The organism is Pseudomonas sp. CFBP13528, assembly GCF_005233615.1.
Lineage (GTDB): Bacteria > Pseudomonadota > Gammaproteobacteria > Pseudomonadales > Pseudomonadaceae > Aquipseudomonas > Aquipseudomonas fluorescens_AM.
In genome coordinates this window covers 61,474-73,460 of the sequence record NZ_QGAJ01000009.1, presented here as the reverse complement: position 1 = coordinate 73,460, position 11,987 = coordinate 61,474, and the positions used below count along the sequence as shown (strand labels likewise).

Below are 11,987 nucleotides of genomic sequence, written 5' to 3'. Positions count from 1 at the left end.
TTCGTATAGTTGGGTCTATAGCGTCGGTACGTTCCGTAAAGGCGGGGCGAATATGGTGTATCCGCCGGTGTCCTGGGTATCGGTTCAAACCAGTCAGGCGTAGCACAAGCCAAAATTTTTCATCGCCTGTAACATAAGCCCCCGCCGGGCCCCATCCGTCCTCGCCACCGGGTAGGTGCCTGGCATGCGCAGCGATACAAAGTGGATACATTCTTCAGGTACAGGAACTCGTCATGACCCAAAAACAACGTTTGAAATACTCGATTCTGATTGCCCTGGCCGTCCTGGCCTCGATGTTCGGCCTGTCTTACCTGCAGAACATCGGGGTGATCAGCGAAAAAACCTTCCAGTACCTGGCCATTGCGATTGCCGTTGTCGTGGTGGTGATCAACGGCATCATGCGGCGCAAGGTCAAGCCTCACTTCTGATAGCGCGTGATTCAGGCGCGCCCATCGAGCACTTTGGCAGCCTCTTCGTGGAGGCTGTAGCTCTTGTCGGCATTGAGGGTGATCACGCCCTCGCTGCACAGGCGCTTGAGCACCTCGCGCACGCTGAGAAACGACAACGGGATGCCCAGTTCCAGCAAATGGCTGTGCACACCGCGCACGCCGAGGGTGCGCTGGTTGTCGGCAGCGGTGAGCAGGGCGTCGATGACCTTCAGCCGGATCAGGCTGGTGCGCAGACCGAAACACTTGAGTAAATGGCGTATGCGCTGGTTGCCCTGCTGTTCGGGCGCGTTGCCGAACCCTTGCGGGCCGTTGCCGAAACCGGCCTCGGCGGTTGCTGAATGTCCATCCGTGGGTGCTTGTGGGTTGTACATGCAAAACTCCTTATCAGAGCCTGATCAGGAAAATGATGGTGCTCTTATTCAATAAGACGAACGAACGAGCAAAATCATGAAGTGCAGACTGTAGAAAATTTGTCGGTATCGGGTTTGTCACAGTGCACTCGCCAGGAATAAACCTGCCGCGCCGCTAAATTATTCCCGGTGAGTTGCGTCCTAACGGTGGGGTAGTTGTCCCTATCGAGGGTGTTCAATTGACTGTGGAGTCGGCGTGATTATTTCCAATAGGTTGTCCAGGATAGGCGTGGCGGGGATGTTGCTGGGGTTGAGCCTGGCGGCATCGGCGCGCGAGGAGGTGACGCAGGCGTCGGCGCAGATTCGGCGTACCACCTATGGCGTGCCGCATATCCGCGCCAACGACGAACGTGGCCTGGGTTTCGGCATCGGCTACGCGTATGCCCAGGACAATCTGTGCCTGCTGGCCAATGAAATCGTTACGGTGAACGGTCAGCGTGCCCGATTCTTTGGCCCCGAGCAGACCACCCTGGAAGAACGCAACAACCTCGCCAGCGACGTGTTCTTTACCTGGCTGAACACGCCGAGCGCGGTGCAGGCATTCTGGAGCGCGCAAACGCCGCAGATCCGCCAGCGTATCGACGGCTATGTGGCAGGCTTCAATCGTTATCTGAAAGAGCAGGGCGCACCGGCGCAGTGTCAGGCGGCGTGGGTGCGTCCACTGGTCAAAGAAGACCTGGTCAAGCTGACACGCAGGCTGCTGGTAGAAGGTGGCGTCGGGCAGTTCGCCGAAGCGTTGGTTGGCGCGACGCCTCCCCAGGCCACGGCCGCTGTGCAGCCCGACGCCAAGGCATTCGAGCTGGCTGCGGCGCATCAACAGCGTTTCACCCTGGACCGGGGCAGCAACGCCGTCGCGGTGGGCCGAGATCGCTCCTTCAATGGGCGCGGCATGCTGTTGGCCAACCCGCATTTCCCATGGGTGGGCGGCATGCGTTTTTACCAGATGCACCTGACCATTCCCGGCCAGCTGGATGTGATGGGCGCGGCGCTACCCGGCTTGCCGGTGGTGAATATCGGCTTCAACCAGCACGTGGCGTGGACGCACACGGTGGACACCTCCAAGCATTTCACTCTGTACCGCCTGACCCTCGACCCCAAGGATTCGACCCGTTACCTGCTCGACGGCAAATCCTTGCCCCTGGATAAAACCACGCTGACCGTTCAGGCCAAGCAAGCCGATGGCAGCCTCAAGGACGTCACCCATGACGTCTACAGCTCGCAGTTCGGCCCCGTGGTGCAATGGCCCGGCAAACTGGACTGGGACAACCATTACGCCTACAGCCTGCGCGACGCCAACCTCGGCAACGACCGCGTGCTGCAACAGTGGTACGCCATGAACCGCGCCGACAGCCTCCAGGCGCTGCAAACCTCGGTGCATACCCTGCAAGGCATCCCGTGGGTCAACACCCTGGCTGCCGATGACCAGGGCCAGAGCCTGTACATGAACCTGTCGGTAGTGCCCAACGTCAGTGCCGCCAAGCTCGCGCAATGCAGCGACCCGCGGGCAGGCCTGCAAATGATCATGCTCGACGGCAGCCGCAGCGCCTGCGCCTGGGACATCGACCCTCACGCCGCACAAGCGGGCATCTTCGCGGCCGCTCAATTGCCGCAACTGCAACGCAGCGACTACGTGCAGCACTCCAACGATTCGGCCTGGATGGCCAACCCCAAGGCGCCGCTCACCGGCTTCTCCCCGGTGATCAGCCAGGACAACATCGGCCTCGGCCCCCGTGCGCGTTTTGCCCTGCAACGCCTGCAAGCCCTGGAGAAACAGCCGATTACCGTCAGCGCCCTGCAAAGCATGGTCATGGACAACGAGGTGTACCTGGCGGGGCAAGTCATGCCTGACCTGTTGGCGTTCTGCGCCAGGTACCTGGGCAACGATGCCGCAGCGCTTGAGTCAGTGTGCACCCGCCTGAAAACCTGGGACCAGCGCGCCAACCTCGACAGCGGCCTGGGCCTGGTGCACTTCATCAACCTGATGGAACACCTGCAGCAGATTCCCGACGCGTGGCGCGTCGCCTTCGACCCGGCCCACCCGCTGACCACACCCAAGGGCCTTGCCATCGACCGCGCGCCCGTGGCCAAAGCCCTGCGCGAAGCCATGCTCGCCTCCAGCGCCGCCGTCGACACACTCGGCGTGAAACGCTGGGGCGACATCCAGGTCTCCGGCCAAACCCCCATGCATGGCGGCCCGCAGGACCTGGGCATCTACAACGCCATGCAAACCGTACCCCGCGCCGACGGCAAACGCGAAGTCGTCAGCGGCACCAGCTATTTGCAAATCGTCAGCTTCGACGACCAAGGCCCCCAGGCGATAGGCGTACTGGCGTTCTCCGAATCCAGCAACCCTGACTCAAAATACGCCAAGGACCAGACCCAAGCCTTCTCCGAGAAACAGCTGCACCCAATGCCGTTCACCGAAGCCCAGATCAAGGCCGACCCGCAGTACCAGATGCAGCGCGTTCAGGAGTAGGGCGGCCACGCAACCCCTTGATGCCAATGCGAAATATTTTTGAAATCAAGGGGTTGCGGGCAAAAGCAAATAAGTACATAATGGCGCCCATCGAACGCAACGAAGCATTAAAAACTTTAATGTATTCAATGAGTTAGATGTGTTGGATGTGTTGGATGAGTCAGAGTAGAGGCGCGCTTCACAGAGCCCACTCAAGTTTGTATGCGGTGAGTGCCGGCAACACAGGCATTGATCGTTTGAGGCCGAGTAGCAAAATGGTTATGCAGCGGATTGCAAATCCGCCTACGCCGGTTCGATTCCGACCTCGGCCTCCACTCTTAGAAACCCCGTAGATTAACGTCTACGGGGTTTTTTATTGCCCTCGAGAAAGTGCAGGAGTTCCGAAACTTTAGGGGGTGGAGTTCCGAAACTATTTCATTTGGATGGCTGGGCGACCGCTCCGATGCGTCGATAGACACGCTTAGTGATCTCCTGTTCTGAGTGGCCAAGTAGCAAGCTTGCATCGGCGATATCGGTAATCTCGGACGCGGCTTTAGGGCGGATGTCCTTAAATTGGAATTGCCGGATCTTTTCCGCGTCGCCGGCCCGGCCCTCGCTTGCCGCAAGAGCTACTGCCTTTTCGCGGGCATCATCCCACCTGTTACGTAACATCTGCTGCGAAACTCGCATCCCCGTCTTGCTGAGCACGAAGTGCTGCGAGATGTGATGCTTGTTCCTGGCGGTGATGTTGTCGATAAGCAGACCCAGGCTGTTTTTCACCCCGTCAGTCTGCATTTGAATCCTCAATCGCTTGCTGGTCTTGCCTTGCTGGACAGTTAAGAAATCTCCTTCAACATCTCCCTTCTTCATTGCGATAACGTCGGCGGGGCGCTGGCCAGTCAAATAGGCCAGGTCCATCGCGTCTTTAAGCTCTTGTGGAGCTTGCTCGTAGACCGCCGCCCAGACCATGTCATTCGCGTAATAGTCCCGAACCTTCTCTTTGTTCTTGCGAACCCCAGCGCAGGGATTTTCCCGATCGGTGAAACCCCACTCTCGAGCCATGTTGAATACATGGGACAACAGAGCAATCTCTCGATTGGCCCGCGTCTTTGCCGTTCTGGCATCGCGATATTGCGCAACCATAGACGGGGTTATCGCATCGATTGGCGCGCCTTCAAAGCCATTGCGCAAGTGCTTCAATTCGGCCTTATTATCTTTCTGTGTCCGCGGTGCCTTCTTCGGGATAATGTCGCGCTCGTACCTATCAAAAATCCCCCTCATAATTTTCAGATCAGCCGGCTTTGCCTTTGCTTCCAGTTCTGCCCATTTCAGTCTGGCCTTGTCGAGATCGCCTCCTAGCGAAAGCTCTTTTCCGTTTGCGTCACGGTAGTAATAACCTACCCACACTGTTCCATTCTTGCGAGGGCGCTTTCGTCGAACCATCCCTGGCGGCAAGTCCCTGTTCTCTGTCTTGCGGGGGCGCATATCAGTTCACTCTGGAAAAATCAGGCGTCCAAGCCGGTTTTACCGGCGGAGGGTTTTGATCGGAGACCGTCGCATTCGCCATGCCCAGTTTCATGCGGGCAAACATGCGACCTACCAGGGGCCGGCCGCCGCGGCTTTCGATGAATACCCAATTGCGGTCCTTCAGCCACTTCCGCTGATGGGCTCTGTGTTTGTAGCCTGTTAGGTCGGCGAGCTCATCGTCCGACAGGATCTCTGCTTGCATAGTTACCTCCCGCCGCCCGTATACGGCCGCGCGATCTTAATGATGTTAATGGGATGTCCTTGCCGCGCTGGGCGGCAGAAGGTGGGTTAGGGTTTGGCGGGGAACCACTCGGTGTCGTATTCGAGCTGGGTGACGCGAGCGATTTCGATGCTTGGCAGTTCTCGGCGGAAAGTCTCCGTACCGTAGGGTTTCTGCACGTAGTCCGCTGCCTCTTCCATGAACTTATCCTTGAAGATACGAAGCAGGTGGTCGGCGGCTTTCTCGTATTCATCTTCTCGGTAGTTGGCAACGCAGATACTTGATCGGCAGACACGCCAGACCGTGCGCTTTGGCTGTGCCTCGGCCGCCTTGATCTTGTCGGCCATCTGGTCGCGGGCGTAGCGCATCTGGTCAAGGGTGAGCGTGGCGACCCAATCGTCGGTGCTTATGCTTTGGGTGTGGCCCTGGGAGCACTTTATTTCAGGCATAGCGAATACCTCGCCCGCCGCTCACCGGCAGGCATGTAGGGGGATTGGGGTTAGGCTGCTGGGTGTTGCACTGTGTCGCGGAAGACATCCATCTGCGCCGCGCCGTCGAGCCAGGCGGCCGCGATCCGGCGTTCAGCCATTGCGGCATATTCCGGGTTCAGTTCGCACAGAATTGATTTGCGACCTTCTTGCATGGCGACCACCGCCGTAGTCCCGGCACCGCCGAAAGGATCAAGCACCACGCCGCCGAGTGGCGCGCCAGCCAGTATGCATGGGCGAATCAGGTCAGGCGGGAAGGTGGCGAAGTGGGCGCCCTTGAATCCTTTCGTTGGCACTGTCCACACGCTGCGCTTATTGCGTGTATCCAAGGGCCAGTCGCTTTCCTCTCGGTCTGGTCGGTGCGTTCCTAGTGACTGCCCAGGGATAGGCTGCTCTCGCTTTGAATCATCACGCTTGAAACTGTCCCGCTTGCTACGCACAGCTTTCATTGGCCCATTCGTCTTTCCGGGAACGCGATCGCTTCCGTGCTGTTGCTCGAGATCCTGTGCCAGTCGCGTGATCGAACTGAGCGCTACAGGTTCTTTGATCGCATCCTGGTCATAGTAATAACGAGGTGACTTGCTCAAAAGGAACAGGTACTCATGCGACTTTGTGCACCGGTCCTTGGTGGATTCCGGCATGGGGTTCGGCTTGCTCCAGATAATGTCCTGGCGCAGGTACCAGCCATCATCCTGGAGGGCGAAGGCGACGCGCCATGGAATGCCAATTAGGTCTTTAGGCTTGATGCCGGCCACGCTCCGTGAAGGTGAAGCCGTTGATCCTCGGACCGACTGCTGCTTGCCGCCGGCCTTGTCGGTTTCCTTCCGCTGACCAGGGTGTGCGTTGTAGCTGTCACCGAGATTAAGCCATAGCGTTCCGTCGTCACGCAGTACGCGCCGGACTTCGCGGAAAACGGCAACCAGCGCATCCACGAACTCAAGTGGCGTGGCCTCAAGCCCCATCTGCCCATCTACCCCGTAGTCGCGCAGGCCGAAGTAGGGCGGGCTCGTGACACAGGTGTTTACCGACTGGTCCTGCAGCTTCTGCATCGACTCAATGCAGTCGCCGATCAAAACGCGATGCTGTGTCATGGCCTTGGCCCCTTGTAGATAAAGACGTAGGCGAACCAGAGGGTGGCGATCATGGCGTCACCCGCTTACGCACCCACACACAGATCGGGCCGTCGTCGGTATCGTGGATCGAGAAGATGAACCAGCCTTCGCCAGGAGGATTGCTCGGGTGCCAGGCCGCACAATCGGCGATACCTTCAGCAAGCCACGACGCCTGCACTTCATCTGACGCGTCGTATTCGAAAGCCAGTTCGCGCGCTTCCAGGCCGCGCGAGTCAAACCAGGCGTATGGGATCAACTCGTCTTCGGTGGATGGCCAGGCCGGGTGGGTCCAGTAGCCGTGAGCGTCGCGCTCGACGGGCAGCGGCCGGATCAAAACAGTTTCTTCAGGCATGACTTCGTCCTTGCCGCTATAGCGGCTGACTTTGAAGGGGGAGGGGTTACAGGTTTTGCGGGTGGAGTACGGATGTACTCCTGTCTCGCTTGAGTGCTTCAAATACTCTTCCGCGCATCGAATCAATCGACGAAGACGGCACCGCCCCCGGATCACCCTGGATCGCATAGAGCAGTTCATTTGTCTGGAGCAACAACCCCTCCAGCACATCCGCCCGCTGCTGTAGTTGATCGCGCTCATCAAGCGATGAGGTGTAAAGCCGATCAAAGCTATCCGCCCGCTCATCCGCTGCGGTCAGTAGTGCTTGCAGGGCGTCTGCGCGGCGCCACAGGTCGAAGTCTGGAACCGGTTTGCCGGCCATGCGATGTTCAATCATGGCCCAGACAAGGTGGTACTCCGGCCAGTCGTGCTCCACCACCACGAATTCACGTCGAGGCAGGTGAGATAGCAGCGAGAACATCGGATCGACCAAGGCGCTGCGATACGCTACAGGAACCTTTTTCAGGTCGCTTCGCTTGATGATGATGTAGCGGTCTTCGCGTTTGAATTCGCTCATACAGCCTCCCTCGTTACCAGATCATGGGCATTCACAACCGTCATGCCGAGGCGTTCGGCGATCAGGACTTCCAGGCTTGCACCCTTTGAATGCTCCCAGCCGGGCAGGGTGGCCACGGTGTCGCACTCCATCAGGGCGGCGATATCGCGGCGCATGCAGTCGGTCCACGAACCGCTGTCAGGGTTGAGCTCGGCGGGGTTGGTGACGACGTGGCCGTCGGCGCGCAGGCTGGCGGTCATTGCGGCGAAGGCGGGGAAGTTGAGGCCGGGCAGGCCGGTCATTGGCCCGCTGAGGTATATGCGCTTCATGCTGCCACCTGCTGTTGTTCTTGGCGCAGCGCAGCCTGGACGGCCTCGACAACCCGACGCAGGTACGTGAATTTGTGGTTCTCTTCGACCGCCTTGCCGTCGAGTGGGTAATGCCACTCATCGCCGAACAATTCGGTCAGCAGCGCGCTTTGGTGCCAGCATTCGCTCGAGCTCTCGATACTGCGCAGCACCTCGATGTCATGCCAAAGCTCACGGGCTTCATCTTTGCTCAGCTCACCCAGTTCCCAGTCATGCCGGCCAGTCTGTTGCCGCCGGCGCTGGACGATGCACTTCTTGGCGAGGGCGTGGAGCGCTTCTCCGCTGAAGACCGTGGCGCTGATGCCGCGATCCAAGCAATTCAGGACGTAGTCCCAACCGCAGTCTGCGACAAACTCCGCAACGGTGCGCGGGCCCATACCGCCCCAGTAAGCGTTCCAGCTGTTGTCCCAGCAGTTGATGGTTATTTTGCCCTGGGCAGTTTGGTAGTTCGGGTTCGACTCAATGGGGCAGTCGCGTCGGCCGAAGTCTTCGAGGAATACGGTAATCGCATCAAGCCGCGCCGCGCCGGTGATCACCAGCTTCGTGACTGTCGAGCGCTCGACCTGCAGCGGCGCGGTGAGTTTATTTTCTGTAGGCATGGGGAGTCCTTGCCGGGCCATGCCCGGGGGGTGGAGTGGGGGGATTTCAGAGTTGTTGCAGGAGTCGGCAGCCTATCCAGCGAACCACGGTGACGGCCTTGCTGTTGCCGATCGCCTTGTAGCGTGGGCCATCGGGGCATTCGCTGGCAGACTTGCCGCGCCAGGGGATCAGGGTGTAGTCGTCGGCCATGCCCTGGAGGCGTTCGCACTCGACGGGAGTGAGGCGGCGCACGGCAGACCCGCCTACCAACATCGATACTTCCGTCGTCGGGTTGCTGTTGTTGCGCATGTTCCCTGACCTGAGGGTTGGAGAGAGCTCAGCAACGATGTTCGGCCCCAATGCGGAGTCCGTATTGTCGAGCTGCTTGCCATAGTTGCTGGTCACCGTTTGCGCAATCTCGCGGCAGTACAGTACGTTCTCCTGCCCACTGTTGCGACCCAAGGCATGTGCCTGGTTGACGCTGACACATGGATCTTGCGTTCCGTGCACGACAAAGAACGTCTCGCTTTCCACATCCAGCCGGCTGCCCTTGGCGGTGAGCGTGGCGGCGCGCTCGATCGATCCTGTAAGGCTGTGCCCGCCGAATGCAGGGATGCCGCCGAACATATCGATCGCCGGCCCTTCATCGCCTTCGCAGTTCGGGCAGCCGTACTGGCCTAGTGACTCAGCGAATACGGATCCACATCCGCACTGGAGTGCAGGGCCGAAAGGAGCTGTTCCGGTAACGTCTTGCCCCTCGCCTCGGCGCGGCGCAGTATCCCGGCGCACGCCTTCTCGCTCAAAAAGTACCTCGGTGGGATCGAACCCGTCTCGAGCACTTGCGACAACGAACACACGACGGCGTCGTTGGGCCAGGCCGAAATATTGGGCGTCCAATACCCGCCACGCGATTGTTCTTTTGGGTCCATACACACAACCAGCGTCCTGCCATTTTTTCCCTGGAGGCTGCAGCTCGCAGTCTTCCCCAGCAAGCGCGCCAAGAAAGCATCCGAAGGCGTTCCCTTTGTCGCTGAGGACGCCGGGGACGTTCTCCCAGACGATGACGCTGGCGGGCTTTCGCTGGCCGGCGCGAACATAGTCAACTGCATCTGCAAGCTCCACGTATTTGATGGTGAGGGCGCCACGCGGGTCGGTGAGGCCTTCGCGCATACCGGCGACCGAGAAGGCCTGGCACGGTGTGCCGCCGACCAGCACGTCCGGCGCCGGGATCTTGCCGGCCAGCACCAGGGCGGCCAGCTTGGTCATGTCGCCGTGGTTCGGCACGTCGGGGTAGTGGTGGGCCAGGACCGCCGAGGGGAACGGCTCAATCTCGGCGAACCAGGCGGCGCGCATGCCCAGCGGGTGCCAGGCCTGTGTCGCGGCTTCGATGCCGCTGCACACAGAGCCGTAGGTGATATCGGGCATATGGGATCCTCGCCGGCTGGCGTGATTCGTTGATATGGGGTATTACGGGTGACCGGCATGGAGCCGGATCAATGGAGCGATTCTAATGAGCGATCAAAAATTTACCGTTGGCGATCTTCAATACCATCTGAAGAATCTAAATCCCGACGATGAACTGGAATTCGAAGGCGGACTGACTTTCAACAGGATCAAAAGACGTGGTGACGATCTTCAAGTGCTGGAGTTCAGCGAGGCGCAGGCTTACTTGAATGAGAAATTCCGGAAGAAAAATCCCCACATCCAGGTTGCATTCGTCAGGGACGAAGGTTTTGCGGAAGGTGAAGTTGTTAGAGAGGTCGACGTGTCAATTCGCTAAATATTTGCAAAGCGCCCTTATTAGGGCGCGGAGTTAACCTTTCAAATCGACGCACGCTTGAGCTGTTCGGTAAGCTGAGGTGGAAGCCCGCGGAGCGTCAGCGTGCCGCCGGCATCGTCGAACTCGATCTTGTCACCCAGCAGGTGCGCCTCGAAGCTGATCGACATGCCTTCGGCACGGCCGGTAAAGCGCCGGAATTTGTTGAGGGTCTTCTTGTCCGGCGGCAGGGTTTCGGAAATCCCGTAGTCCTTCGCCTTGATGAACTCGTAGAAGTTCTTCGGCCGGTCTTCGTCGATCAGTCCCGACAGCTCGTCCAGCGTGATCGGCTCCCCGATTTTGGCCTGGCCATTGAATAGTTGACCAAGGTGGCCGTCTTCTCACGCGCCGCCTCATCGACCATGTCCTCGCTCTCAACAAAGTCGCTGAAAGCTTTCAAAAGCGTGCGGGTCTCGCCCGGGCCGTCGATTCCTTCCTGGCAGCCGATGAAATCGCGAAAGTACTCGTTGAACCTGCGGCCCTGCTTGCCCTTGAGGTAGGAGATGTATTGCAGCGACCGCGGGTTGTTCTGCCATTCGCTGATATTGATCCGCGCGGCCAGGCGGATGTGGTCCAGGTCCAGGCGCTTCACTGTCATCAGGTGGAGTTCTTCGGTCATGGTCACCGCTTCTGTTTCCTGCACCAGTGCTATGACCAGGTAATCGGTCATACCTTGCTGGTAATGGCAGAAGAGCGCGTGCCCACCGGTCGAAAGGTTCGATTCTTCCATCAGCTTGGTCAGGTGTTCCACCGCGGTGGTGCTGAACTCCAAGAAGGTGGATCCACCGGCCAGGTACTTGCTGAGCCAGCCGCTGAGCGGGTAGGCGCCAGACTCAGCGTGAAAGAACCCCCAGCCCTTACCGGCGGTGGCGTTGTAGCTTTCGTTGAGCTGGCTCATTAGGTCGTCGCGGGCTTGGCTTTCGCCTTGCTCGGATGCGCCCAGGAACAGAATGGCCGGGCTGCCGTCGGGCTTCTTGTCGATCTTGTGGATGACACTGTGGCGAATGGGCATTGCGTTTACCTCAGGTAGGCGCCGCCCTCCGTGGCCGGTGGTGGCAATTTGGGTTGGGTTGGGGTAATACGGGTGACCGTTATAGAGCCGGATTAAGGAGAAGATAGTGGCTGATTCGCCGTGGGATATGCTATCGGCCGTTGGTACGTTGGCCGCTGTTGTTGTTGCGCTAGGAGTTTCAGGTCATACAGCCTGGGCTAGCAGGCGGGCTGAAAAAGATCGCTCAGAATTGGCAGCTGCGAAGATGCTAAGTCCGATCATTGCCCTGGAACGGAAAGCGGGATACTTGTACGCTTTTTTTAGTTTTGACGAGGAAGAGTCCGTCGAACAGCACGCAAGTGCCCTCTTGGCCATTCAAGAACTTGAAGTGATGGCCAAGGCTATTTCGATTGACGATTTGTACCCGCTGCTTCATCTGAAAAACCACGCAGCCAAGAGAGCTGCAAGAGCGCTGGGTCTGATCCAGACATTCTCCGCTGATGCCATCGCGACACTTTCACATTCCTCTTGGGGGGCTTTGAGGGTGCGTAAATTCCAGTACGAGAGATGGTCAGGAATGCTATCCGAAATTAACGATCACCTCTCGGTTGTCGTTTCGGCATGTGCCGATTCAGCGTCGACAGGAGCGCCAAGGCCTACACCCGAAGAGATTCACGGACCGTAG

14 protein-coding genes, 1 tRNA gene and 1 pseudogene are annotated in these 11,987 nt (G+C 58.9%); 5 read left to right on the top strand and 11 right to left on the bottom strand.

The window, feature by feature from the left end; genetic code table 11:
* The first annotated feature begins 233 nt into the window (after positions 1-233).
* Entirely contained in the window at positions 234-428 is a 195-nt protein-coding gene (locus PspCFBP13528_RS17545; protein WP_005788056.1) for a hypothetical protein, read from the top strand.
* Positions 429-439: 11 nt separating this feature from the next.
* Here PspCFBP13528_RS17545 and PspCFBP13528_RS17540 read toward each other — a convergent pair whose 3' ends face one another.
* Positions 440-820 carry a fe2+ zn2+ uptake regulation protein gene (locus tag PspCFBP13528_RS17540; protein ID WP_065952631.1) on the bottom strand — a complete coding sequence of 127 codons (381 nt, stop codon included), beginning with the start codon at positions 818-820 and terminating at the stop codon, positions 440-442.
* A 235-nt stretch (positions 821-1,055) separates the two neighbouring features.
* Between PspCFBP13528_RS17540 and PspCFBP13528_RS17535 the strand changes: the two genes are divergently transcribed.
* Positions 1,056-3,335, top strand: a complete 2,280-nt coding sequence (locus tag PspCFBP13528_RS17535; protein ID WP_137200951.1) for an acylase — start codon at positions 1,056-1,058, stop codon at positions 3,333-3,335.
* 240 nt (positions 3,336-3,575) lie between these two features.
* Positions 3,576-3,649: transfer RNA gene (locus PspCFBP13528_RS17530), tRNA-Cys, on the top strand.
* Positions 3,650-3,749: 100 nt separating this feature from the next.
* On the opposite strand, the gene PspCFBP13528_RS17525 is transcribed toward PspCFBP13528_RS17530, so the two are convergent.
* From PspCFBP13528_RS17525 to PspCFBP13528_RS17485, 9 genes are all read right to left on the bottom strand, one after another.
* Positions 3,750-4,799 carry a tyrosine-type recombinase/integrase gene (locus PspCFBP13528_RS17525; RefSeq protein WP_137200949.1) on the bottom strand — a complete coding sequence of 350 codons (1,050 nt, stop codon included), beginning with the start codon at positions 4,797-4,799 and terminating at the stop codon, positions 3,750-3,752.
* A 1-nt stretch (position 4,800) separates the two neighbouring features.
* Entirely contained in the window at positions 4,801-5,043 is a 243-nt protein-coding gene (locus PspCFBP13528_RS17520) for a DUF4224 domain-containing protein (protein ID WP_137200947.1), read from the bottom strand.
* A gap of 86 nt (positions 5,044-5,129) precedes the next feature.
* Positions 5,130-5,510 (bottom strand): hypothetical protein, encoded by a 381-nt coding sequence (locus PspCFBP13528_RS17515; protein ID WP_137200945.1) that lies wholly within the window; start codon positions 5,508-5,510, stop codon positions 5,130-5,132.
* Positions 5,511-5,560: 50 nt separating this feature from the next.
* Positions 5,561-6,640 carry a site-specific DNA-methyltransferase gene (locus tag PspCFBP13528_RS17510; RefSeq protein WP_137200943.1) on the bottom strand — a complete coding sequence of 360 codons (1,080 nt, stop codon included), beginning with the start codon at positions 6,638-6,640 and terminating at the stop codon, positions 5,561-5,563.
* A 49-nt stretch (positions 6,641-6,689) separates the two neighbouring features.
* Positions 6,690-7,013: a hypothetical protein gene (locus PspCFBP13528_RS17505; RefSeq protein ID WP_137200941.1), complete on the bottom strand. Its 324-nt coding sequence runs from the start codon at positions 7,011-7,013 to the stop codon at positions 6,690-6,692.
* Between the two features lie 46 nt (positions 7,014-7,059).
* Positions 7,060-7,569 (bottom strand): hypothetical protein, encoded by a 510-nt coding sequence (locus tag PspCFBP13528_RS17500; protein WP_137200939.1) that lies wholly within the window; start codon positions 7,567-7,569, stop codon positions 7,060-7,062.
* A complete protein-coding gene (locus PspCFBP13528_RS17495; RefSeq protein ID WP_137200937.1) occupies positions 7,566-7,877 on the bottom strand; it encodes a DUF4406 domain-containing protein in 312 nt (103 codons plus the stop codon). Before PspCFBP13528_RS17495 ends, PspCFBP13528_RS17500 begins: the two co-directional genes overlap by 4 nt.
* Entirely contained in the window at positions 7,874-8,515 is a 642-nt protein-coding gene (locus PspCFBP13528_RS17490) for a hypothetical protein (protein ID WP_137200935.1), read from the bottom strand. The genes PspCFBP13528_RS17495 and PspCFBP13528_RS17490 overlap by 4 nt, the downstream gene beginning before the upstream one ends.
* Before the next feature lie 46 nt (positions 8,516-8,561).
* Complete coding sequence (locus PspCFBP13528_RS17485) at positions 8,562-9,920, bottom strand: DNA cytosine methyltransferase (RefSeq protein ID WP_137200934.1); 1,359 nt, start codon at positions 9,918-9,920, stop codon at positions 8,562-8,564.
* Positions 9,921-10,005: 85 nt separating this feature from the next.
* On the opposite strand from PspCFBP13528_RS17485, the gene PspCFBP13528_RS17480 reads away from it, so the two are divergent.
* A complete protein-coding gene (locus PspCFBP13528_RS17480; protein ID WP_137200932.1) occupies positions 10,006-10,275 on the top strand; it encodes a hypothetical protein in 270 nt (89 codons plus the stop codon).
* 41 nt (positions 10,276-10,316) lie between these two features.
* Here PspCFBP13528_RS17480 and yejK read toward each other — a convergent pair.
* Positions 10,317-11,323 (bottom strand): annotated as a pseudogene (gene yejK, locus PspCFBP13528_RS17475) (nucleoid-associated protein YejK).
* A gap of 106 nt (positions 11,324-11,429) precedes the next feature.
* On the opposite strand from yejK, the gene PspCFBP13528_RS17470 reads away from it, so the two are divergent.
* On the top strand, positions 11,430-11,987 hold the full coding sequence (locus PspCFBP13528_RS17470; protein ID WP_137200929.1) for a hypothetical protein: 558 nt from the start codon (positions 11,430-11,432) through the stop codon (positions 11,985-11,987).